The following is a 23,179-nucleotide window of genomic DNA, read 5'->3' on the forward strand; positions in this document are numbered from 1 at the left end:
AAGATATTAAAGGATGTGTCAAAGATGCATACCCCGATCGGGGTAAAACCTGTAGCAGGATCAAAAGAGTGGCGGGAAGCGTGGCAAAAACGGGCTTTTGCTCACATTTCAAATGGTTATAAACATACTTATATAGCGATTAATTCACCAGAGATATTTATGTCGGTTTGTTCTCTCACCAGAATTTAACACTAAAAGAGCAGGTAAAATTGTCTGAATGTTCTTTAAGTTATTCATAAAGCAAATTAATAAATCTGATGAATATGTTAACCTTCAGCGACATCATCGGTGAAAACCTATAAATGAAGAAGGAAAGCAAAAAAATGAAGACCATTCTACCTGCAGTATTGTTTGCCGCTTTCGCCACCACTTCCGCCTTGGCGGCAGAAAGCGTCCAGCCACTGGAAAAAATCGCGCCTTATCCACAAGCTGAAAAAGGCATGAAGCGTCAGGTGATTCAGTTAACCCCGCAAGAAGATGAATCTACCCTGAAAGTAGAACTGTTAATCGGCCAGACGCTGGAAGTCGATTGCAATTTGCATCGTCTCGGCGGGAAGCTGGAAAGCAAAACGCTGGAAGGCTGGGGCTATGATTATTACGTCTTTGATAAAGTTAGCTCGCCGGTTTCGACGATGATGGCCTGCCCGGATGGCAAGAAAGAGAAGAAATTTGTCACCGCGTATCTGGGCGATGCCGGAATGCTGCGTTACAACAGCAAGCTGCCGATCGTGGTGTATACGCCAGACAATGTGGATGTGAAGTACCGCGTCTGGAAGGCGGAAGAGAAAATTGACAACGCGGTTGTTCGCTAAACTACTGTGAAGTGCTGCAACCCGTAGGCCGAATAAGGCGGTCACGCCGCATCCGATCCAACGCCCGAGCCGGTTGCCTGATGCGACGCTGGCGCGTCTTATCAGCATACGCCACATCCGGCATACCATGCCGGATGTGGCACATCATTACAACGCAATATCCGCCACTTCTTTTTGAACGGGTTGCGGTTTCAACTGCGGTTTCGGCGTACTATCTGCTGCCTGCGGCTTGTCGTATTTCAGCCCCAGCACTTCGCTGGTGTACTGCAACTCGCGTTCTGTTGCCGCTACATCACCGTTCAGCTTGCGTCCATAAGACGGAACGATCGCTTTCAACGTAGCCTGCCATTGCGGGCTGGAAACGCGATCGCCAAATACTTTTTCCAGCAGATTCAACATAATCGGCGCGGCGGTTGACGCACCTGGCGATGCCCCCAGCAGCGCGGCAATAGTCCCTTGCTGGTCGCTGACCACTTCGGTACCCAGACGCAGTACGCCACCTTTCTCGGCATCACGCTTGATAATCTGTACGCGCTGCCCCGCTTGCCACAAACGCCAGTCCTCTTTTTTCGCCTGCGGATAGTACTCTTTCAACGCTTCAAAACGATCCTCTTCACTCAACATCACCTGACTCACCAGATATTTCACCAGATCGAAATTATCCAGCCCGACGTGCATCATCGGCATCACGTTAGAGGTGGTGGTGGAACTCATCAGATCCCACAATGAACCGTTTTTGAGGAATTTGGTTGAGAAGGTGGCAAATGGCCCAAACAGCACGACGCGTTTACCGTCCAGAACACGGGTATCGATATGCGGAACCGACATCGGTGGTGCGCCAACGGATGCTTTACCGTAAACCTTCGCCAGATGGTGATTAACCACGTCCGGGTTTTCCGAAACAAGGAACTGTCCGCCCACCGGGAAACCGGCGTAGTCTTTCGCTTCCGGAATACCCGATTCCTGTAACAACTTCAGCGCCGCACCGCCCGCGCCGATAAAGACAAATTTAGCGCGGATGTTCTGTGCAGTGCCGTTTTTCAGATCGGCAACAGTGACGGTCCAGGTGTTATCGTCATTACGCTTTAGGGCGCGGACTTCGCTGCTGAGTTGCAGCGAAAAATTAGATTTCTTCTGCAAGGAAGCAATTAACTGGCGGGTGATCTCGCCATAGTTCACATCAGTACCAATTTCCGTACGCGTGGCTGCCACTTTCTGTTGCGGATCGCGCCCTTCCATCACTAACGGTGCCCACTCTTTGATCTGCGCGTGATCTTCAGAGTAACGCATACCGCGAAACAGCGAGCTTTGTTGCAACGCGGCGTAACGGGCGCGCAGGAAATTGACGTTATCCTCGCCCCAGACAAAGCTCATATGTGGAACGGTATTAATAAATGAACGTGGGGTTCGCAGCACACCACGTTCGACCTGGTGTGCCCAAAACTGGCGGGAAATCTGGAATGCTTCGTTAATGGCGACTGCTTTTTCAATACTGATGCTGCCATCGGCGTTTTGCGGAGTGTAATTGAGTTCCATCAGTGCAGAATGCCCGGTTCCGGCGTTGTTCCAGCCGTTCGAACTCTCCTGCGCGACACCCTCCAGGCGCTCCACCATGGTCATCGACCATTCAGGCTCCAGCTCGCGTAAATAGGTCCCCAACGTGGCGCTCATAATGCCGCCGCCAATCAACAGTACATCAGTTTCCTGCTCCTCGGACGCTTTCGCTTTTGCCGCCATCGAAACGGCATTAAGCCCCACGGCCATCGAGAAGAGCATGGCAGTCACTTTTTTCATCTTGTTAATGCCTTACTTTTAGTCGCTTTATTGCAGGTGAGATTTGCGCGGCATCAACGGTAACACTTAAGTAACAACATTTAAATAATGTTTATAAATTATATTCTAATTTTAGAAACATTATGATTTCGTTGATTAATTATAGGGTTATTAGAAATGAAGGGATTTTTAGCATATTGACCTGGCGGCAGCAGTCCGCCAGGTCAGCGTCGTAATATTATGCCGTCCGGGCAACGGCATCACGCGAAGCGGCATCGCGCTCTTCGCCCGTCAGCTCGCTAAGTTGCCCGTTGCGCATTTCCAGCAGGCGGTCGGCGTGGATAAAGTAATGATCATCATGACTGATGGCGAAAATCGTTTTACCCATCTCCTGCATCAGCGGCAGCAACACCTGATAAAACTCACGACGGAAGTGTGGGTCCTGATCCGCCGCCCATTCATCCAGCAGGATAATATCGCGTTCTTCTGCCAGCGCCAGCAACAGCGCGACGCGTTTTTTCTGCCCTTTCGATAACTTCAGGTTAACAATACGCCCGTTGCTTAACTCAAGCTTATGAGCCATTTTCAGTTGCGCCAGCCACTTCTCAATCAGTTGCGGGTTAGCGGGTTGACCCTCCGGCCCCAGCAGTTGATCGAACAGCCAGACATCGGTAAACACTGCCGAAAACAGTTTGCGATAATCTTCCGGTTGTTCGCCGCTGACAGGTTTGCCATCCAGCAAGATTTCGCCGCTTTGTGGCTGATACAAGCCCGTCAGCAACATCGCCAGCGTCGATTTTCCACTACCGTTGCCACCAATCAGAAACAGCAGCTCGCCACGTTTAATGGTGAGGTTAATCGGCCCAACGGAAAACGCATTATCCTGATAAGCAAACGTCACGTTACGCAGCTCCAGCGTTTGCCAGTTGGGAAACGCCTGCGGGCGTGGAAACTCTGCTTTGAAAGGTGCGAGCGCGAATTTGTTCAGCTTGTTAAACGCCACCTGCGCCGTCAGCAGCGTCGGTAATGCGCCAACCGCCGAAAGCAGCGGCGTACGCAGGAATAACAGCGTCAACGAATAGGTCGCGGCAACGTTGGTATCAGCCCAACCGAGACTGTTCGCCATCCAGAACACCAGGCCGATTGCGCCCAGCATCATGATGTTTGACCAGTTCACGGCACTAAGATGGAAGGTGTCTGCGCGAATAATATGATGGCGATACTCTTGCGCATCAGGAATGTAGAGGTTGTTAAACACATACTCGGCGCGTTCCCGGTTCAGAGTCAGCTCTTTGCGCCCTTCGAGTACGGTTTGAAAATCCGTGTACAGCTTGTCTTCGGTTTCACGCAGGGTCGCCATATGTTTGTACACCCGCGCCACCAGCACAAAACCGCCCCAGATGGTGACTGCCATCCAGATAGCCGTTACCAGCAACATTTTGCCCGACAGCATCCACAAGTACGCCGCGGAACCGATAGTGAGGATGATCCCCTGCACCAGTTCCGGCAGACGCACAAAAGCAATGGTGATATTGCGCACATCGCTGGTTAATCCCGCCAGCAACGAAGCGCTACCAAGTTGTTCAATGCGCTCGACGTGGGTATCCAGAATCCGCTTGATAAATTCGCTACGCAGTCGGTAAACGAAGTGATGGCCCAGCGTAGTAAGCGCCAGTTGCGATCCGAGAGTGACAGCCATCAACAGTAGCAATAATCCCAGAAACTCCGGCAACACCAGCAGACTGGTATCTGCCGTTTCGATAAGACGCTGATTGATAAAAGCAATTAAGCCAATGCCTAATGCCGCACTGGCGAGGCTTAGCGCCATCACACTGATAAATGGCCAGCGATACTGCCGCCAGACAAGTACAAGAAGTTCCATGCAGAAAACCCGGACAATGAATTACAGCCCGCAGTTTAAACATCTTCGCGCGCACAGCAATAATAATTCTTATTTTTATTCTTTTTTACCTGCCTGACGGAATGTCAGGTTGTAGCGGCAGTCGGTGGTGAGTGGATGAAACCCCGCTTTCAACGGTTGAATGCCATGATAAAACAGCCGCGATTCACCGCCCCATACCACCACATCGCCATGTTCCAACAACAAACGTTTTAGCGGATCATTTCGTTTCAGGCCGCCAAATTGAAAAATCGCGGGTAAGCCCAGAGAAACAGAAACAATCGGCGCGCGCAGATCCGGTTCGTCTTTATCCTGATGCAGCGACAGTTTCGCGCCAGGAGCGTAGCGGTTGATAAGACAAGCATCTGGCTGGAAATCTGGATAGCCCGCCGCCGTAGCCGCACGTTGACATAAATCATGAAAGCTTTGTGGCATGGCGGGCCACGGTTTATTTGTTTGCGGATCAATGGGCGAATAGAGATAACCTTGCCGATGGGTCGTCCAGCCCAGATGCCCACAGTTGGTCATCGCCACCGACATGGTATATCCGCCTGGAGTGACCATCTGGCGAAACGGCGACTGGCTGGCAACATCATTAATATCGCGGATCAGTTGCTCCGCAGCGTTAAAAGTAAAACGCCGTAAAATTACCGCACCAGCCGCCAGAGGCTCTTGCCACGGTTCAGCATCGGCAAACAGATCCAACATTATCTCTCCTCATTTTCAGCTTCGCGGCGCAGCAGTTGTGCTTTACGCAACACGCCCCAGCGGTAACCGGAAAGTGTGCCATCACCACGGACCACCCGATGACAAGGTATAACGATAGCGAGCTTGTTGGCGGCACAGGCGCTGGCAACGGCACGTACCGCTTTCGGTTTGCCGATGGCGTTAGCCAGTTGCTGATAACTGACGGTTTCACCGCAAGGTATCGTGCGCAATGCCTGCCAGACTTGTTGCTGAAAAGCAGTGCCGCGAATGTCCAGCGGTAACGTCAGCGGCGTATCGCGTTGATTGAGGCTGGCGATCACTTCACGCACATGTTGCTGAAACGTCAGATCGGCAGGCGCGTTGTCGGCAGCGGGAAACATCTGCTGCAACTCGCTGATTAATGTCGCGTCATCATCGCCCAGCAATATCGCGCAAATCCCCCGCTCGCTTTCTGCCACCAGGCAACGGCCCAGCTCACAATCAGCCAGCGCGTAACGCACCGCCAGATTTTCGCCACCGTGACGGAATTGTTTAGCCGTCATGCCCAGCGTTTCGTCGGCTTTGCGGTAGTAACTGCTGCTGTCGGGAAATCCGGCGTTAAGAATAGATGTAGTCACGCTCTCCCCTTTCGCCAGCGATTCGCGCAAACGGCGAGCGCGCCAGGCCTGTTGCCAGGCTTTCGGCGTCATTCCGGTAGTCGCTTTAAACAACCGATGCAGATGGAACGGGCTCATCGCCACCTGGTCGGCTAAGGTTTCCAGCGTTACAGGCGTTTCCTGTTCCAGCAGTCGGCAGGCGTGGGTGATTTTATCCAACCGATGTTGCTGGGCATTGGCTTTATCGGGTTGGCAGCGTTTGCAGGGGCGAAATCCGGCGGTGAGTGCCTCACTGGCATTTGCGTAGAAGGAGACGTTTTCCCGCAAAGCATGTCTGGCGCGGCAAGACGGACGGCAAAAGATGCCTGTGGTGCGCACGGCGAAAACGAATTCGCCGTCGGCATTCGGGTCGCGGGCTAAGACAGATTGCCAGCGTTGATCGTCAGTTAAGCATGTGGCGTTTTTCATAATCAGCTCCCTGGTTAAGGATAGCCTTTAGTCTGCCCGGTCACCATCGCGCAAAAACCAACAATCTTGCGCTTTAATTTTTTTCGCTGATAAGGAAGCTTTTAAACTGCGGCGACATCCAGGTTTTAAAACTATCGCCCTCTTTGGTGATCATATAAACCGCCAGCCCTTCCCGACGAACAACCTCTTTGGCTTTCTCCGGCCCCAGTACCATCAAGCCAGTATCCCAGGCATCGGCTACCAGCGCCGTCGGGGCAATCACCGTCACGGATACCAGATTGTGTTCGATGGGACGCCCGGTTTGCGGATCGATAACATGAGAAAGACGTTTGCCATCCAGTTCGTAATAGTTACGGTAGCTGCCAGAGGTGCTAATGCCATGACCGTTGATATCCACCACGGCCTGAACCGCATTTTCTTTATCAGTTGGTTTTTGAATCGCTACCCGCCACGGCTGGCCTGCACCGTTCATACCACGGCTGTTCAGCGCGCCGCCCACCGACACCAGATAGCGGGAAATCCCTTCCTGCTCCATCAAGCGTGCTAGGTGATCCGCCGCATAACCTTCACCGACGGTAGAGAGATCGACATATAAATCCGGCAGGTCTTTTTGCAGATATTGCTGGTGGGACTGATTAATCACCGTCAGGTGCTGTAAGCCGGTTTTGGCTTTCATCGCATCGATCTGTTCCTGGCTCGGAATTTGAACCGGCTGTTGTTCCGGACCGAAACCCCACAGATTCACCAGCGGCCCGACGGTTATATCCATCGCGCCATCGGTCTTCGCGCCAATGCGTAGCGAGGTAGTGACGATATCGGCCATCGCTTCACTTACCGGCCACGGCGATAAACTTTGCGAGTCGTTAAATCGCATCAGCGCGGAATCTTTTTTATAGGTCGAAAGCAGCTGATCGTCGGCGTCCAGCTGGGTCTGAATCTTTTCTTTAAGTTCGGCACTGCGTTTGGCGTCAATGCCCGGGATGCTGGCACGCCAGAAGGTACCCATAGTTTTGCCTTCAAGAACGGTAACTTCAGTAGCGTGGGTTTTGGCGGGTTGTGGTTTTTGATCGCAACCAACAAAGAAGAGCGCGGCAGCCAGCAGTGCAACGCGGGTAAAGCTTATTTCCATACGTGATTATCCTCATGCGAACGGTCGCAAGAGTACACCAAAAAACTGTGTTTGTACGCTGAAAACAATGAAAAAAGGGCCCGCAGGCCCTTTGTTCGATATCAATCGAGATTAGAACTGGTAAACCAGACCCAGAGCTACGATGTTATCAGTGTTGATGCCAGCGTCACGAGTGAACTGGTTGTCGTCCAGCAGGTTGATTTTGTAGTCAACATAGGTGGACATGTTTTTGTTGAAGTAGTAAGTAGCACCAACATCAACATATTTCAGGATATCTTCGTCGTCGTAGTTACGAGTACCGATGGTGCCCAGGTTTTTACCTTTAGACTGCAGGTATGCTACAGACGGGCGCAGACCGAAGTCGAACTGGTACTGAGCAACAGCTTCGAAGTTCTGTGCTTTGTTCGCCCAACCCAGGGAACCTACGCGAGTTGCGTTGTAGGTCTGGGTGTACTGAGCAGCCAGGTAGATGTTGTTAGCGTCGTATTTCAGACCACCAGTGTAGGTTTCAGCACGGTCGCCGTTACCGATGTACAGCGGGCTGTTCTGATCATCAGTACGTTTGGAGCTGGAGATCGCACCACCGATACCGAAGCCTTCGTAATCATAAGTGATAGATCCGCCAACGCCGTCGCCGTTCTGACGCAGAGCACCACGACCGTTGTTGGTCATGCCTTCGCCGCTTACGCTACCGTTTTTACCCTGGTACTGAACAGCAAAGTTCAGGCCGTCAACCAGACCAAAGAAGTCAGTGTTACGGTAGGTCGCGAAGCCGTTACCACGCTGCTGCATGAAGTTGTCAGAACCGTAGGTGTCACCACCGAATTCTGGCAGTACGTCGGTCCAGGAAGTTACGTCGTAAACAACGCCGTAGTTACGACCGTAGTCGAAAGAACCTACATCCTGGAATTTCAGACCTGCGAATGCCACACGGGTCCAGGAGTTGTTTTCGTTTTCAGCGCTGTTGCCCTGGATCTGATATTCCCACTGGCCGTAACCGGTCAGCTGGTCAGTAACCTGAGTTTCACCTTTGAAGCCAAGACGCATGTAGGTCTGGTCGCCATCTACAGACTTGTCGTCAGAGAAATAGTGCAGGCCGTCTACTTTACCGTACAGATCTAATTTGTTGCCGTCTTTGTTGTAAACTTCAGCAGCGTTTGCTGCGCCTGCTACCAGCAGAGCTGGGACCAGGAGGGACAGTACTTTAACTTTCATGTTATTAACCCTCTGTTATATGCCTTTATTTGCTTTTTTATGCCACTGCATACTGATTAACCCTCATTAATCAGTCGGCAAGTCCATTCTCCCCAAAAATGCAGAATAATCCAACACGAATATGATACTAAAACTTTTAAGATGTTTCATTTATCGCTATAGATGTTTCAAAATGTAAATGCAAGGGAACTTTTTAAGATTATTGTGGAATGGCGAAATAAGCACCTAACATCAAGCAATAATAATTCAAGGTTAAAATCAATAACTTATTCTTAAGTATTTGACAGCACTGAATGTCAAAACAAAACCTTCACTCGCAACTAGAATAACTCCCGCTATCATCATTAACTTTATTTATTACCGTCATTCATTTCTGAATGTCTGTTTACCCCTATTTCAACCGGATGCCTCGCATCCGGTTTTTTTTACCCTTCTTTACACACTTTTCATTATTCTGTGCTACCACAGAAAAACTATAACGCTTGTTAACTATTTCACAAATAATTAACATCAGCATAATTTCCAGCAATCTTCGTTTATTTGCAATTAATTTCGTTGGGCTTTTTGTAGGTTATTTGTACAGCGAAATGGCGCTTGTACATCTATTTCCCCCAATGCAGGATGATAAATATCACGGGAGAATAGAAAATCATCAATCAGGTAAGAGTCTGGAATTTCACACTGTACCCTTTATACTGCCCTATCACTTCGCGAAGTTTTAACAGGTCATAAACACGAATGCGTCAGAAAGAGACAACGGCCACGACCCGCTTTTCACTCCTACCGGGGAGCATTACCCGCTTCTTTTTACTGTTGATCATTGTGTTACTGGTGACGATGGGGGTAATGGTACAAAGTGCCGTTAACGCCTGGCTGAAAGATAAAAGTTACCAGATTGTCGACATTACCCACGCAATCCAAAAGCGCGTCGATACCTGGCGTTACGTGACCTGGCAGATTTACGACAACATTGCCGCGACGACCTCCCCCTCCTCCGGCGAAGGTTTACAAGAGACGCGCCTGAAACAGGATGTCTACTATCTGGAAAAACCACGCCGCAAAACGGAAGCGTTAATCTTTGGCTCTCACGACAACTCAACGCTTGAGATGACTCAACGGATGTCCACCTATCTGGACACATTGTGGGGCGCAGAAAATGTACCGTGGTCGATGTATTACCTGAATGGTCAGGATAACAGTCTGGTGCTGATCTCAACCCTGCCCCTCAAAGATCTCACCTCCGGATTTAAAGAATCGACCGTCAGCGACATTGTTGATTCACGTCGTGCAGAGATGTTGCAACAGGCCAACGCCCTCGATGAACGCGAAAGTTTTTCTAACATGCGCCGCCTGGCCTGGCAGAACGGTCATTACTTTACCTTGCGTACCACGTTCAACCAGCCAGGACATCTGGCAACGGTCGTGGCTTTTGATCTGCCGATTAATGATTTGATCCCGCCGGGTATGCCGCTGGACAGTTTCCGCCTTGAGCCAGACGCGACGGCAACGGGAAACAATGATAATGAGAAAGAAGGGACGGATAGCGTCAGTATCCACTTTAACAGTACGAAGATTGAAATCTCCTCGGCACTCAACTCTACCGATATGCGACTGGTCTGGCAGGTTCCTTATGGCACCTTATTGCTGGATACGTTGCAAAACATTCTGCTGCCACTGCTGCTGAACATCGGTTTGCTGGCGCTGGCGTTATTTGGCTATACCACATTCCGCCATTTCTCCAGCCGCAGTACAGAAAGCGTCCCCAGCACGGCGGTCAATAACGAATTGCGCATTTTACGGGCAATTAATGAAGAGATAGTCTCACTGCTGCCGCTCGGCCTGCTGGTTCACGATCAGGAATCGAACCGCACTGTCATAAGTAACAAAATTGCCGATCATTTGCTGCCGCATTTGAATCTGCAAAACATCACCACCATGGCGGAACAACATCAGGGGATTATTCAGGCGACGATCAATAACGAGCTGTATGAGATCCGCATGTTCCGCAGCCAGGTCGCGCCGCGCACACAAATTTTCATTATTCGCGATCAGGATCGCGAAGTGCTGGTAAACAAGAAACTCAAGCAGGCGCAGCGTCTGTATGAGAAAAACCAGCAGGGGCGGATGACCTTTATGAAAAACATTGGCGATGCGCTGAAAGAACCTGCACAGTCCCTGGCGGAGAGCGCAGCTAAACTCAACGCCCCGGAAAGCAAACAACTGGCGAATCAGGCAGATGTGCTGGTGCGGCTGGTCGATGAAATACAGTTAGCGAACATGCTTGCGGACGATAGCTGGAAAAGTGAGACGGTGCTGTTCTCTGTGCAGGATTTGATTGATGAAGTTGTGCCTTCAGTGTTGCCTGCCATCAAGCGTAAAGGTCTGCAACTGCTGATTAACAATCATCTGAAAGCACACGATATGCGCCGCGGCGATCGCGATGCCTTACGACGCATTTTGCTGCTACTGATGCAATATGCCGTGACCTCAACACAATTGGGAAAAATCACCCTTGAGGTTGATCAGGATGAGTCCTCCGAAGACCGCCTGACGTTCCGCATTCTGGACACCGGAGAAGGCGTAAGTATTCATGAAATGGATAATTTGCACTTCCCGTTTATCAACCAGACCCAAAACGATCGCTATGGCAAGGCGGACCCGCTGGCATTCTGGCTGAGCGATCAACTGGCACGTAAACTGGGCGGCCATTTAAACATTAAAACGCGGGATGGGCTTGGTACACGCTACTCTGTGCATATCAAAATGCTCGCAGCTGACCCGGAAGTTGAAGAGGAAGAAGAGCGTTTACTGGATGATGTCTGCGTAATGGTGGATGTTACTTCGGCAGAAATTCGGAATATTGTCACTCGCCAGTTAGAAAATTGGGGTGCAACCTGTATCACACCCGATGAAAGATTAATTAGTCAAGATTATGATATCTTTTTAACGGATAATCCGTCTAATCTTACTGCCTCTGGCTTGCTTTTAAGCGATGATGAGTCTGGCGTACGGGAAATTGGGCCTGGTCAATTGTGCGTCAACTTCAATATGAGCAACGCTATGCAGGAAGCGGTCTTACAATTAATTGAAGTGCAACTGGCGCAGGAAGAGGTGACAGAATCGCCTCTGGGCGGAGATGAAAATGCGCAACTCCATGCCAGCGGCTATTATGCGCTCTTTGTAGACACAGTACCGGATGATGTTAAGAGGCTGTATACTGAAGCAGCAACCAGTGACTTTGCTGCGTTAGCCCAAACGGCTCATCGTCTTAAAGGCGTATTTGCCATGCTAAATCTGGTACCCGGCAAGCAGTTATGTGAAACGCTGGAACATCTGATTCGTGAGAAGGATGTTCCAGGAATAGAAAAATACATCAGCGACATTGACAGTTATGTCAAGAGCTTGCTGTAGCAAGGTAGCCTATTACATGAACAATATGAACGTAATTATTGCCGATGACCATCCGATAGTCTTGTTCGGTATTCGCAAATCACTTGAGCAAATTGAGTGGGTGAATGTTGTCGGCGAATTTGAAGACTCTACAGCACTGATCAACAACCTGCCGAAACTGGATGCGCATGTGTTGATTACCGATCTCTCCATGCCTGGCGATAAGTACGGCGATGGCATTACCTTAATCAAGTACATCAAGCGCCATTTCCCAAGCCTGTCGATCATTGTTCTGACTATGAACAACAACCCGGCGATTCTTAGTGCGGTATTGGATCTGGATATCGAAGGGATCGTGCTGAAACAAGGTGCACCGACCGATCTGCCGAAAGCTCTCGCCGCGCTGCAGAAAGGGAAGAAATTTACCCCGGAAAGCGTTTCTCGCCTGTTGGAAAAAATCAGTGCTGGTGGTTACGGTGACAAGCGTCTCTCGCCAAAAGAGAGTGAAGTTCTGCGCCTGTTTGCGGAAGGTTTCCTGGTGACTGAGATCGCTAAAAAGCTGAACCGCAGTATCAAAACCATCAGTAGCCAGAAGAAATCTGCGATGATGAAGCTGGGTGTCGAGAACGATATTGCTCTGCTGAATTATCTCTCTTCTGTGACCTTAAGTCCGGCAGATAAAGACTAATCACCTGTAGGCCAGATAAGACGCGTCAGCGTCGCATCTGGCATTTGCACTGAATGCCGGATGCGGCGTAAACGCCTTATCCGGCCTACGATTCCCATTATTTCAATGGATTACAACAAAGTAGGCCAGATAAGACGCACCAGCGTCGCATCTGGCATTTGCACTGAATGCCAGATGCGGCGTAAACGTCTTATACAGCCTACGATTCCCGCGATTTCCTGACCCTCTCGGCATATACCGTCAGCGTCTGTTTTATCACATCCAGCGTTACCGGCTTCGACAGGCAGCTGTCCATACCGGACTCCAGACACCGCTGCTTCTCTTCAGCCAACGCATTAGCAGTTACTCCGATTACCGGCAACGTCAGTCCCAACTGACGAATGCGTTGCGTCAAGCGGTAACCATCCATATTTGGCATGTTGACGTCGCTAAGCACGATATCAATATGATTCTTGCTAAGTACATTAAGCGCATCGACGCCATCATTCGCGGTTTTACATTGATAGCCCAACGATCCCAACTGATCTGCCAGCAGACGTCGGTTAATCGGATGATCATCCACGACCAGAATCATCATATCGTCATTATCGCTGACCGCTTTGTCCGTCGACGGCAGAGCGTTAGCAGGATCGTCGCTCTCCATCTCGATCAAATAAATACGCGCCAACAATGCCGGTAGCTCATGCGGAGCAGCCACACTGTGTACCCACTCTCCTGGCGCTTTCTCCAGCGGAATACCAATATGTCGACGACAGAAGGTCACTACCGCTCTGCCCTGCCATTTTTTACTCACTACCTCGTCAGTGATTAACACATCTTCGGGAGTCGGTTCCTGCCCTTCGTATGTTGTTACGACGATGCCGCTGCGCTGCAAACTGTTTTCCAGGAACTGACAGAGCGACGCATTGCGGACCGCCAGCCAGCAGCGTTTACCACTCAACCCTTCCACGCCTTTTTTCTGCGGGTACTGAGCGCCGTACAACGGAATACGCACGGTAAACTGGCTGCCCATTCCCGGTTCTGAATCTACCGAGATATCGCCGTCCATCATGCTGATCAGTTTTTCACAAATCGCCAGACCCAGACCGGTCCCCTGGAAGTTTCGCTGTACGCCCGTTCCGACCTGGAAGAAGGGATCAAACAAGCGCACCACTTCTTTCGCCGGAATCCCCACGCCGGTATCGCGAACACGGATAGAGAGATAATCGCCATCAGCGCGAACATGTAGAACTATACAGCCGGTATCGGTGAATTTTATGGCGTTACTCAACAGATTGGAGATGACCTGCTGTAAACGCATCGGGTCGCCATTTAAGGCCACTGGCACATCCGGTTCAATAAAGCAGTACAAGCCTAGCTGCTTGCGTACCACCAGCGGTAAATAGTTGGCGGTGATGTGGTTCATCACTTCACGCGGTGAAAACTCACGCGGTTCGATCTTCAACTGTTCCGATTCAATCTTCGAGAAATCGAGAATATCGCTGATAATTTTCAACAACAGGCTGGAAGAGTTGTTCATTGCCGTCACCAGACGATCGACGCCTTTCGGTAACTCTTTGGTTTGCAAAAGATCCAGGTTACCGATAATGCCATACAGCGGCGTTCGCAGCTCATGACTGACGGTGGCAAGGAACATCGATTTTGACTGGCTCGCCTGTTCCGCTGCTTGTGCCATCTCCTGCAACGACTCTTCCATCTTCACGCGCGAAGAAACATCCACCAGCACACAAATGGCCACGTTTTCATTACGATAGCGCGAATGGACGAAGCTGATTTGCAGATTGGTATTGTTGCTGGTCAGGACATCAACAAAATTGACCTGCTGCCCACAGATAATTTGTGTCAGCCGTTGGCGATCCTCATGCGTAAGCATATTGAGATAGGTATGCGCCAGTTCGTTACTTAAAATATTGACGCCATCAGCGGTACGCAAAATGCAGATACCCACGGGCGCGGAGGCGACAATCTTGCGATTAAACTGCTCATGTTCTTCCAGTCGCAGGGCGTCGCTTTCCGCCGGAATGAAAATACGTCGCTCGTACATCCGCGCGAGAGTAAACAATGCAGCTCCGGCAAGCACATTCAGCAAAATTGCGTTAAGGATCAACATGCGAATGCGTTCCAGCACCTTATCAACTGGCACCGAATAAACGATGCTTAGCGATGAGGGTGGCAGATTTTTCTTCAGCACCAGCTCCCGGAACCCTTCCGTATAGCCAAACCAGGAGCGTTCCTGCATCCAGCGAGGATCGCCCTTAATTTTGCTTTCTGGTCCGGTAAGCGAAATCAGGGTATGACCATTTTCATCAAGAATGGTAACCCCCATCGGCAACGTACCAGGTAAGAAAAAGTTCTCCATCCGGATGGTCTGCTCGACACCCAAAAGCGCCTGCAACCGGTTCGCCAGATAAACTGGCGTCAACGCGTAAAAATACCCGACGCCAGGGCGCGGACCTTCGCTGATCCAGTAGAGGTTACTGCCGCTATCGTCTTGTGGTGCATTTCGATATTTATTGATGCGTTCATGCAAAGCTTTCAACGCGGTATCGCGTTCCACTGGCATATCACGCAGACCGAAATTGGCCATGCAAAGGTTATCGCTGCCGATTAAAAATACCCGGTTGAGATCGTAAGCCGCAGAAAAATTATCGCGCCAGTAGCGCATAAACCACGCCAATGACTCCAGAGAGCCTCGCCAGGTGTTACTCATTGCGGAACAATCAGAGTCAGCAAACAGCGGTTCAAACGCAGGCACATCCGTCTGCGTTTCTCGTCCACGCGGGGAAAGCACACCGTTTTCTGCCGATAAGCGATTTTCAGCTATGTACTTCAGCTCTTTCATCACATCAGAGGTGCGTTGAATAAAGCGCTGAGCCTGATCGGAACTCAGATTAAATTCCTGACGAATTTCCGATTCTCGCTGATGTAACGCATTAACGATGTAAAAAACGGATGAAAAAGCAATCAACAGCCAGAGCACTAACGCCAATGCTCTGAACATGTAGCGCGAGGCTTTCAGGGTTGTACGAAAAGAAGCAAGGTATTTCAAAGGGGCGAAGCTCCGCCTCAGGTGACCGATGGAGTGTGGTTAAGGTAGCGGTAAAAGCGTGTTACCGCAATGTTCTCTCTTCTCTGGAATATGATACACCGCCGAGAAATCATCACCTTAACCTCTGATAATCGTCATATACCGGACAAGACTAGTGGATTTCAGCATGCATTATATGAAGTGGATTTATCCACGCCGCTTACGCAATCAAATGATCCTGATGGCAATCCTGATGGTCATTGTCCCAACGCTTACTATTGGTTATATCGTTGAAACGGAAGGACGTTCAGCAGTCTTATCTGAAAAAGAGAAAAAACTTTCTGCCGTGGTCAACCTGCTTAATCAGGCACTAGGCAATCGCTACGATCTCTACATCGACTTACCGCGTGAGGAGCGTATCCGCGCATTAAATGCAGAACTTGCCCCCATTACCGAAAATATCACTCACGCCTTCCCTGGCATCGGCGCTGGTTATTACAACAAAACGCTGGATGCGATAATCACCTACGCACCTTCAGCGCTATATCAGAATAATGTGGGCGTTACCATTGCCGCAGATCACCCTGGTCGCGAAGTCATGCGTACAAATACCCCTTTGGTTTATTCAGGCAGGCAGGTGCGCGGCGATATTTTGAATTCAATGATCCCCATTGAGCGTAATGGTGAAATCCTCGGCTATATCTGGGCCAATGAATTAACCGAAGATATTCGCCGCCAGGCCTGGAAAATGGATGTGAGGATTATCATTGTGCTCACCGCCGGTTTGCTGATAAGCCTGCTGTTGATTGTCCTTTTCTCCCGTCGCCTGAGCGCCAATATTGATATCATCACCGATGGCCTCTCGACTCTGGCGCAAAATATTCCCACTCGATTACCACAATTGCCCGGTGAAATGGGGCAAATCAGTCAGAGTGTTAACAACCTCGCCCAGGCACTGCGTGAAACGCGGACACTTAACGATCTGATTATTGAAAACGCTGCCGATGGCGTCATTGCCATTGACCGCCAGGGTGATGTAACCACCATGAACCCGGCAGCAGAAGTCATCACTGGCTATCAACGTCATGAACTGGTAGGGCAGCCTTACTCCATGTTGTTCGACAATACTCAGTTCTACAGTCCAGTACTGGATACGCTGGAACATGGCACCGAACATGTAGCGCTGGAGATCAGTTTTCCAGGCCGTGACCGCACCATTGAACTCAGTGTCACTACCAGTCGTATTCATAACACGCATGGTGAAATGATAGGTGCTTTGGTGATTTTCTCTGATTTAACTGCCCGCAAAGAAACCCAGCGCCGCATGGCGCAAGCAGAACGCCTCGCCACACTGGGTGAGCTGATGGCTGGCGTCGCGCATGAAGTACGTAATCCGCTAACGGCTATTCGTGGTTATGTACAGATCTTGCGCCAACAAACCAGCGACCTAATACATCAGGAATATCTGTCCGTAGTACTCAAAGAAATCGATTCAATTAACAAAGTTATTCAGCAATTGCTCGAATTTTCACGTCCACGCCACAGTCAATGGCAACAAGTCAGTCTCAATGCATTGGTTGAAGAAACTCTGGTACTGGTACAAACCGCCGGCGTACAAGCTCGGGTCGACTTCATAAGCGAACTGGATAATGAATTAAACCCGATTAACGCCGATCGTGAACTGCTCAAACAGGTACTACTGAATATCCTGATCAATGCCGTCCAGGCTATCAGCGCACGAGGGAAAATTCGCATTCAAACCTGGCAATACAGCGACTCACAACAGGCCATTTCGATAGAGGACAACGGCTGTGGCATTGATCTCTCGCTGCAAAAAAAGATCTTCGATCCCTTTTTCACCACCAAAGCCTCAGGAACCGGGCTTGGTCTGGCGTTAAGTCAACGCATCATTAATGCCCATCAGGGTGATATTCGCGTCGCCAGTTTGCCGGGCTACGGCGCAACCTTCACGCTTATTTTACCGATCAATCCGCAGGGAAATCAGACTGTATGACTGCTATTAATCGCATCCTTATTGTGGATGATGAAGATAATGTTCGCCGTATGCTGAGCACCGCTTTTGCACTACAAGGATTCGAAACACATTGTGCGAACAACGGACGCACAGCATTACACCTGTTTGCCGATATTCACCCTGACGTGGTGTTGATGGATATCCGCATGCCAGAGATGGACGGCATCAAGGCACTCAAGGAGATGCGCAGCCATGAGACACGGACCCCCGTTATTCTGATGACGGCCTATGCTGAAGTGGAAACCGCCGTCGAAGCGCTACGCTGCGGGGCCTTCGACTATGTTATCAAACCGTTTGATCTCGATGAGTTGAATTTAATCGTTCAGCGCGCTTTACAACTCCAGTCAATGAAAAAAGAGATCCGCCATCTGCACCAGGCACTGAGCACTAGCTGGCAATGGGGGCACATTCTCACCAACAGCCCGGCGATGATGGACATCTGCAAAGACACCGCCAAAATTGCCCTTTCTCAGGCCAGCGTCTTGATTAGCGGTGAAAGCGGCACCGGGAAAGAGCTGATTGCCAGAGCGATTCACTACAATTCGCGGCGGGCAAAGGGGCCGTTCATTAAAGTCAACTGCGCGGCGCTGCCGGAATCGTTGCTCGAAAGTGAACTGTTTGGTCATGAAAAAGGTGCATTTACTGGTGCACAAACCTTGCGTCAGGGATTATTTGAACGTGCCAACGAAGGTACTCTGCTCCTCGACGAAATTGGCGAAATGCCGCTCGTACTGCAAGCCAAATTACTACGCATTCTGCAGGAACGGGAATTTGAACGGATTGGCGGCCATCAGACCATAAAAGTTGATATCCGCATCATTGCTGCCACCAACCGTGACTTGCAGGCAATGGTAAAAGAAGGCACCTTCCGTGAAGATCTCTTTTATCGCCTTAACGTTATTCATTTAATACTGCCGCCTCTGCGCGATCGCCGGGAAGATATTTCCCTGTTAGCTAATCACTTTTTGCAAAAATTCAGTAGTGAGAATCAGCGCGATATTATCGACATCGATCCGATGGCAATGTCACTGCTTACCGCCTGGTCATGGCCGGGAAATATTCGAGAGCTTTCCAACGTTATTGAACGCGCCGTCGTGATGAACTCAGGCCCGATCATTTTTTCTGAGGATCTTCCGCCGCAGATTCGTCAGCCAGTCTGTAATGCTGGCGAGGTAAAAACATCCCCTGTCGGAGAGCGTAATTTAAAAGAGGAAATTAAACGCGTCGAAAAATGCATCATTATGGAAGTGCTGGAACAACAAGAAGGAAACCGAACCCGCACTGCTTTAATGCTGGGCATCAGTCGCCGTGCATTGATGTATAAACTCCAGGAATACGGTATCGATCCGGCGGATGTATAACGCCAAAACTTGCTATGCAGAAATTTGCACAGTGCGCAATTTTCTGCATAGCCGCTCATTCTTCTTATAAATCCCCATCCAATTTATCCCTTCATATTCAATTAGTTAAATAACAAAATCCAATAATCTCATTCTGGCACTCCCCTTGCTATTCCCTGACTGTACCCACAACGGTGTATGCAAGAGGGATAAAAAATGAAAACAAAATTGATGACATTACAAGATGCCACCGGCTTCTTTCGTGACGGCATGACCATCATGGTGGGCGGATTTATGGGGATTGGCACTCCATCCCGCCTGGTTGAAGCATTACTGGAATCTGGTGTTCGCGACCTGACATTGATAGCCAATGATACCGCGTTTGTTGATACTGGCATCGGTCCGCTCATCGTCAATGGTCGAGTCCGCAAAGTGATTGCTTCACATATCGGCACCAACCCGGAAACAGGTCGGCGCATGATATCTGGTGAGATGGACGTCGTTCTGGTGCCGCAAGGTACGCTAATCGAGCAAATTCGCTGTGGCGGAGCTGGACTTGGTGGTTTTCTCACCCCAACGGGTGTCGGCACCGTCGTAGAGGAAGGCAAACAGACACTGACACTCGACGGTAAAATCTGGCTGCTCGAACGCCCACTGCGCGCCGACCTGGCGCTAATTCGCGCTCATCGTTGCGACACACTTGGCAACCTGACCTATCAACTTAGCGCCCGCAACTTTAACCCCCTGATAGCCCTTGCGGCTGATATCACGCTGGTAGAGCCAGATGAACTGGTCGAAACCGGCGAGCTGCAACCTGACCATATTGTCACCCCTGGTGCCGTTATCGACCACATCATCGTTTCACAGGAGAGCAAATAATGGATGCGAAACAACGTATTGCGCGCCGTGTGGCGCAAGAGCTTCGTGATGGTGACATCGTTAACTTAGGGATCGGTTTACCCACAATGGTCGCCAATTATTTACCGGAGGGTATTCATATCACTCTGCAATCGGAAAACGGCTTCCTCGGTTTAGGCCCGGTCACGACAGCGCATCCAGATCTGGTGAACGCTGGCGGACAACCGTGCGGTGTTTTACCCGGTGCAGCCATGTTTGATAGCGCCATGTCATTTGCGCTAATCCGCGGCGGTCATATTGATGCCTGCGTGCTCGGCGGTTTGCAAGTAGACGAAGAAGCAAACCTCGCGAACTGGGTAGTGCCTGGGAAAATGGTGCCCGGTATGGGTGGCGCGATGGATCTGGTGACCGGGTCGCGCAAAGTGATCATCGCCATGGAACATTGTGCCAAAGATGGTTCAGCAAAAATTTTGCGCCGCTGCACCATGCCACTCACTGCGCAACATGCGGTGCATATGCTGGTTACTGAACTGGCTGTCTTTCGTTTTATTGACGGCAAAATGTGGCTCACCGAAATTGCCGACGGGTGTGATTTAGCCACCGTGTGTGCCAAAACAGAAGCTCGGTTTGAAGTTGCCGCCGATCTGAATACGCAACGGGGTGATTTATGATTGGTCGCATATCGCGTTTTATGACGCGTTTTGTCAGCCGGTGGCTTCCCGATCCACTGATCTTTGCCATGTTGCTGACATTGCTAACTTTCGTGATCGCGCTTTGGTTAACACCACAAACGCCGATCAGCATGGTGAAAATGTGGGGTGACGGTTTCTGGAACTTGCTGGCGTTTGGTATGCAGATGGCGCTTATCATCGTTACCGGTCATGCCCTTGCCAGCTCTGCTCCGGTAAAAAGTTTGCTGCGTACTGCCGCCTCCGCCGCAAAGACGCCCGTACAGGGCGTCATGCTGGTTACTTTCTTCGGTTCAGTCGCTTGTGTCATCAACTGGGGATTTGGTTTGGTTGTCGGCGCAATGTTTGCCCGTGAAGTCGCCCGCCGAGTACCCGGTTCTGATTATCCGTTGCTCATTGCCTGCGCCTACATTGGTTTTCTCACCTGGGGTGGCGGTTTCTCTGGCTCAATGCCTCTGTTGGCTGCAACACCGGGCAACCCGGTTGAGCATATCGCCGGGCTGATCCCGGTGGGCGATACTCTGTTCAGTGGTTTTAACATTTTCATCACTGTGGCGTTGATTGTGGTGATGCCATTTATCACCCGCATGATGATGCCAAAACCGTCTGACGTGGTGAGTATCGATCCGAAACTACTCATGGAAGAGGCTGATTTCCAAAAGCAGCTACCGAAAGATGCCCCACCATCCGAGCGACTGGAAGAAAGCCGCATTCTGACGTTGATCATCGGCGCACTCGGTATCGCTTACCTTGCGATGTACTTCAGCGAACATGGCTTCAACATCACCATCAATACCGTCAACCTGATGTTTATGATTGCGGGTCTGCTGCTACATAAAACGCCAATGGCTTATATGCGTGCTATCAGCGCGGCAGCACGCAGTACTGCCGGTATTCTAGTGCAATTCCCCTTCTACGCTGGGATCCAACTGATGATGGAGCATTCCGGTCTGGGCGGACTCATTACCGAATTCTTCATCAATGTTGCGAACAAAGACACCTTCCCGGTAATGACCTTTTTTAGTTCTGCACTGATTAACTTCGCCGTTCCGTCTGGCGGCGGTCACTGGGTTATTCAGGGACCTTTCGTGATACCCGCAGCCCAGGCGCTGGGCGCTGATCTCGGTAAATCGGTAATGGCGATCGCCTACGGCGAGCAATGGATGAACATGGCACAACCATTCTGGGCGCTGCCAGCACTGGCAATCGCCGGACTCGGTGTCCGCGACATCATGGGCTATTGCATCACTGCCCTGCTCTTCTCCGGCGTCATTTTCGTCGTTGGTTTAACGCTGTTCTGACGGCAACCCTACAGACAGAAGGAATAAAAAATGAAAAATTGTGTCATCGTCAGTGCGGTACGTACTGCTATCGGTAGTTTTAACGGTTCACTCGCTTCCACCAGCGCCATCGACCTGGGGGCGACAGTAATTAAAGCCGCCATTGAACGTGCAAAAATCGATTCACTACACATTGATGAAGTGATTATGGGTAACGTGTTGCAAGCCGGGTTGGGGCAAAATCCGGCACGTCAGGCACTGTTAAAAAGCGGGCTGGCAGAAACGGTGTGCGGATTCACGGTCAATAAAGTGTGTGGTTCGGGTCTTAAAAGTGTGGCGCTTGCCGCCCAGGCAATTCAGGCAGGTCAGGCGCAAAGCATTGTGGCGGGGGGTATGGAAAATATGAGTTTAGCGCCCTACTTACTCGATGCAAAAGCACGCTCTGGTTATCGTCTTGGAGACGGACAGGTTTATGACGTAATCCTGCGCGATGGTCTGATGTGCGCCACCCATGGTTATCATATGGGGATTACCGCCGAGAACGTGGCCAAAGAGTACGGAATTACCCGAGAAATGCAGGATGAACTGGCGCTACATTCACAGCGTAAAGCGGCAGCCGCAATTGAGTCCGGTGCTTTTACAGCCGAAATCGTCCCGGTAAATGTTGTCACTCGGAAGAAAACCTTCGTCTTCAGTCAAGACGAATTCCCGAAAGCGGATTCTACGACTGAAGCGTTAGGCGCATTGCGCCCGGCCTTCGATAAAGCGGGAACAGTCACCGCCGGGAACGCGTCTGGTATTAACGACGGTGCTGCCGCTCTGGTGATTATGGAAGAATCTGCGGCGCTGGCAGCAGGCCTTACCCCCCTGGCTCGCATTAAAAGTTATGCCAGCGGTGGCGTGCCCCCCGCATTGATGGGTATGGGGCCAGTACCTGCCACGCAAAAAACGTTACAACTGGCGGGGCTGCAACTGGCGGATATCGATCTCATTGAGGCTAATGAAGCATTTGCTGCACAGTTCCTTGCCGTTGGGAAAACCCTGGGCTTTGATTCTGAGAAAGTGAATGTCAACGGCGGGGCCATCGCGCTCGGGCATCCTATCGGTGCCAGTGGTGCTCGTATTCTGGTCACACTATTACATGCCATGCAGGCACGCGATAAAACGCTGGGGCTGGCAACACTGTGCATTGGTGGCGGCCAGGGAATTGCGATGGTGATTGAACGGTTGAATTAATCAATAAAAACACCCGATAGCGAAAGTTATCGGG

Annotated in this window: 17 protein-coding genes; 10 read left to right on the top strand and 7 right to left on the bottom strand. The window is 50.5% G+C overall.

Annotation, left to right across the window (positions count from 1 at the left end; all coding sequences use genetic code 11):
* Positions 1-24: 24 nt before the first annotated feature.
* Together G434_RS30930 and eco are read left to right on the top strand one after the other, a co-directional pair.
* Positions 25-189 carry a hypothetical protein gene (locus G434_RS30930; protein ID WP_001306485.1) on the top strand — a complete coding sequence of 55 codons (165 nt, stop codon included), beginning with the start codon at positions 25-27 and terminating at the stop codon, positions 187-189.
* 113 nt (positions 190-302) lie between these two features.
* Complete coding sequence (gene eco / locus G434_RS17370; protein ID WP_262353703.1) at positions 303-812, top strand: serine protease inhibitor ecotin; 510 nt, start codon at positions 303-305, stop codon at positions 810-812.
* Positions 813-959: 147 nt separating this feature from the next.
* Here eco and mqo read toward each other — a convergent pair whose 3' ends face one another.
* The 6 genes from mqo to ompC all read right to left on the bottom strand — a co-directional run bounded on the left by mqo (position 960) and on the right by ompC (position 8,601).
* Positions 960-2,606: a malate dehydrogenase (quinone) gene (mqo, locus tag G434_RS17365; RefSeq protein ID WP_000758076.1), complete on the bottom strand. Its 1,647-nt coding sequence runs from the start codon at positions 2,604-2,606 to the stop codon at positions 960-962.
* A gap of 217 nt (positions 2,607-2,823) precedes the next feature.
* Complete coding sequence (gene yojI, locus G434_RS17360; RefSeq protein WP_000422210.1) at positions 2,824-4,467, bottom strand: microcin J25 efflux ABC transporter YojI; 1,644 nt, start codon at positions 4,465-4,467, stop codon at positions 2,824-2,826.
* Between the two features lie 75 nt (positions 4,468-4,542).
* Positions 4,543-5,193, bottom strand: a complete 651-nt coding sequence (alkB, locus tag G434_RS17355; RefSeq protein ID WP_000884977.1) for a DNA oxidative demethylase AlkB — start codon at positions 5,191-5,193, stop codon at positions 4,543-4,545.
* Positions 5,193-6,257: a bifunctional DNA-binding transcriptional regulator/O6-methylguanine-DNA methyltransferase Ada gene (gene ada / locus G434_RS17350; RefSeq protein WP_000786381.1), complete on the bottom strand. Its 1,065-nt coding sequence runs from the start codon at positions 6,255-6,257 to the stop codon at positions 5,193-5,195. Before ada ends, alkB begins: the two co-directional genes overlap by 1 nt.
* A gap of 73 nt (positions 6,258-6,330) precedes the next feature.
* A complete protein-coding gene (gene apbE / locus G434_RS17345; protein WP_000406060.1) occupies positions 6,331-7,386 on the bottom strand; it encodes an FAD:protein FMN transferase ApbE in 1,056 nt (351 codons plus the stop codon).
* Positions 7,387-7,497: 111 nt separating this feature from the next.
* Entirely contained in the window at positions 7,498-8,601 is a 1,104-nt protein-coding gene (ompC, locus tag G434_RS17340) for a porin OmpC (RefSeq protein WP_000865559.1), read from the bottom strand.
* Between the two features lie 738 nt (positions 8,602-9,339).
* On the opposite strand from ompC, the gene rcsD reads away from it, so the two are divergent.
* Both rcsD and rcsB read left to right on the top strand, forming a co-directional pair.
* Positions 9,340-12,012 (top strand): phosphotransferase RcsD, encoded by a 2,673-nt coding sequence (gene rcsD, locus G434_RS17335; RefSeq protein WP_001249134.1) that lies wholly within the window; start codon positions 9,340-9,342, stop codon positions 12,010-12,012.
* Between the two features lie 16 nt (positions 12,013-12,028).
* The gene (gene rcsB, locus G434_RS17330) at positions 12,029-12,679 is read left to right on the top strand and encodes a response regulator transcription factor RcsB (RefSeq protein ID WP_001061917.1); all 651 of its coding nucleotides are present in this window, start codon (positions 12,029-12,031) and stop codon (positions 12,677-12,679) included.
* 199 nt (positions 12,680-12,878) lie between these two features.
* On the opposite strand, the gene rcsC is transcribed toward rcsB, so the two are convergent.
* Positions 12,879-15,728: a two-component system sensor histidine kinase RcsC gene (gene rcsC, locus G434_RS17325; RefSeq protein WP_000876052.1), complete on the bottom strand. Its 2,850-nt coding sequence runs from the start codon at positions 15,726-15,728 to the stop codon at positions 12,879-12,881.
* A 166-nt stretch (positions 15,729-15,894) separates the two neighbouring features.
* Between rcsC and atoS the strand changes: the two genes are divergently transcribed.
* The 6 genes from atoS to atoB all read left to right on the top strand — a co-directional run bounded on the left by atoS (position 15,895) and on the right by atoB (position 23,145).
* The gene (gene atoS / locus G434_RS17320; RefSeq protein ID WP_000559134.1) at positions 15,895-17,721 is read left to right on the top strand and encodes a two-component system sensor histidine kinase AtoS; all 1,827 of its coding nucleotides are present in this window, start codon (positions 15,895-15,897) and stop codon (positions 17,719-17,721) included.
* Positions 17,718-19,103: an acetoacetate metabolism transcriptional regulator AtoC gene (atoC, locus tag G434_RS17315; RefSeq protein ID WP_000125283.1), complete on the top strand. Its 1,386-nt coding sequence runs from the start codon at positions 17,718-17,720 to the stop codon at positions 19,101-19,103. Before atoS ends, atoC begins: the two co-directional genes overlap by 4 nt.
* Positions 19,104-19,298: 195 nt before the next feature.
* Entirely contained in the window at positions 19,299-19,961 is a 663-nt protein-coding gene (atoD, locus tag G434_RS17310) for an acetate CoA-transferase subunit alpha (protein ID WP_000850534.1), read from the top strand.
* The gene (gene atoA, locus G434_RS17305) at positions 19,961-20,611 is read left to right on the top strand and encodes an acetate CoA-transferase subunit beta (protein ID WP_000339064.1); all 651 of its coding nucleotides are present in this window, start codon (positions 19,961-19,963) and stop codon (positions 20,609-20,611) included. The genes atoD and atoA overlap by 1 nt, the downstream gene beginning before the upstream one ends.
* Positions 20,608-21,930 (top strand): TIGR00366 family protein, encoded by a 1,323-nt coding sequence (locus tag G434_RS17300; RefSeq protein ID WP_000580276.1) that lies wholly within the window; start codon positions 20,608-20,610, stop codon positions 21,928-21,930. The genes atoA and G434_RS17300 overlap by 4 nt, the downstream gene beginning before the upstream one ends.
* Before the next feature lie 30 nt (positions 21,931-21,960).
* Complete coding sequence (gene atoB / locus G434_RS17295) at positions 21,961-23,145, top strand: acetyl-CoA acetyltransferase (protein ID WP_000786526.1); 1,185 nt, start codon at positions 21,961-21,963, stop codon at positions 23,143-23,145.
* Positions 23,146-23,179 lie beyond the last annotated feature (34 nt).

Origin of the sequence: Escherichia sp. KTE172, from assembly GCF_000408845.1 — a bacterium.
Classification (GTDB): domain Bacteria; phylum Pseudomonadota; class Gammaproteobacteria; order Enterobacterales; family Enterobacteriaceae; genus Escherichia; species Escherichia coli.

What these genes read in the sequence shown, in the direction of transcription:
- G434_RS30930 (WP_001306485.1), top strand. Translation starts at nt 25, where the DNA reads ATGCATACCCCGATCGGGGTAAAACCTGTAGCAGGATCAAAAGAGTGG.
- eco (WP_262353703.1), top strand. Translation starts at nt 303, where the DNA reads ATGAAGAAGGAAAGCAAAAAAATGAAGACCATTCTACCTGCAGTATTG.
- mqo (WP_000758076.1), bottom strand. Translation starts at nt 2,606, where the DNA reads ATGAAAAAAGTGACTGCCATGCTCTTCTCGATGGCCGTGGGGCTTAAT.
- yojI (WP_000422210.1), bottom strand. Translation starts at nt 4,467, where the DNA reads ATGGAACTTCTTGTACTTGTCTGGCGGCAGTATCGCTGGCCATTTATC.
- alkB (WP_000884977.1), bottom strand. Translation starts at nt 5,193, where the DNA reads ATGTTGGATCTGTTTGCCGATGCTGAACCGTGGCAAGAGCCTCTGGCG.
- ada (WP_000786381.1), bottom strand. Translation starts at nt 6,257, where the DNA reads ATGAAAAACGCCACATGCTTAACTGACGATCAACGCTGGCAATCTGTC.
- apbE (WP_000406060.1), bottom strand. Translation starts at nt 7,386, where the DNA reads ATGGAAATAAGCTTTACCCGCGTTGCACTGCTGGCTGCCGCGCTCTTC.
- ompC (WP_000865559.1), bottom strand. Translation starts at nt 8,601, where the DNA reads ATGAAAGTTAAAGTACTGTCCCTCCTGGTCCCAGCTCTGCTGGTAGCA.
- rcsD (WP_001249134.1), top strand. Translation starts at nt 9,340, where the DNA reads ATGCGTCAGAAAGAGACAACGGCCACGACCCGCTTTTCACTCCTACCG.
- rcsB (WP_001061917.1), top strand. Translation starts at nt 12,029, where the DNA reads ATGAACAATATGAACGTAATTATTGCCGATGACCATCCGATAGTCTTG.
- atoS (WP_000559134.1), top strand. Translation starts at nt 15,895, where the DNA reads ATGCATTATATGAAGTGGATTTATCCACGCCGCTTACGCAATCAAATG.
- atoC (WP_000125283.1), top strand. Translation starts at nt 17,718, where the DNA reads ATGACTGCTATTAATCGCATCCTTATTGTGGATGATGAAGATAATGTT.
- atoD (WP_000850534.1), top strand. Translation starts at nt 19,299, where the DNA reads ATGAAAACAAAATTGATGACATTACAAGATGCCACCGGCTTCTTTCGT.
- atoA (WP_000339064.1), top strand. Translation starts at nt 19,961, where the DNA reads ATGGATGCGAAACAACGTATTGCGCGCCGTGTGGCGCAAGAGCTTCGT.
- G434_RS17300 (WP_000580276.1), top strand. Translation starts at nt 20,608, where the DNA reads ATGATTGGTCGCATATCGCGTTTTATGACGCGTTTTGTCAGCCGGTGG.
- atoB (WP_000786526.1), top strand. Translation starts at nt 21,961, where the DNA reads ATGAAAAATTGTGTCATCGTCAGTGCGGTACGTACTGCTATCGGTAGT.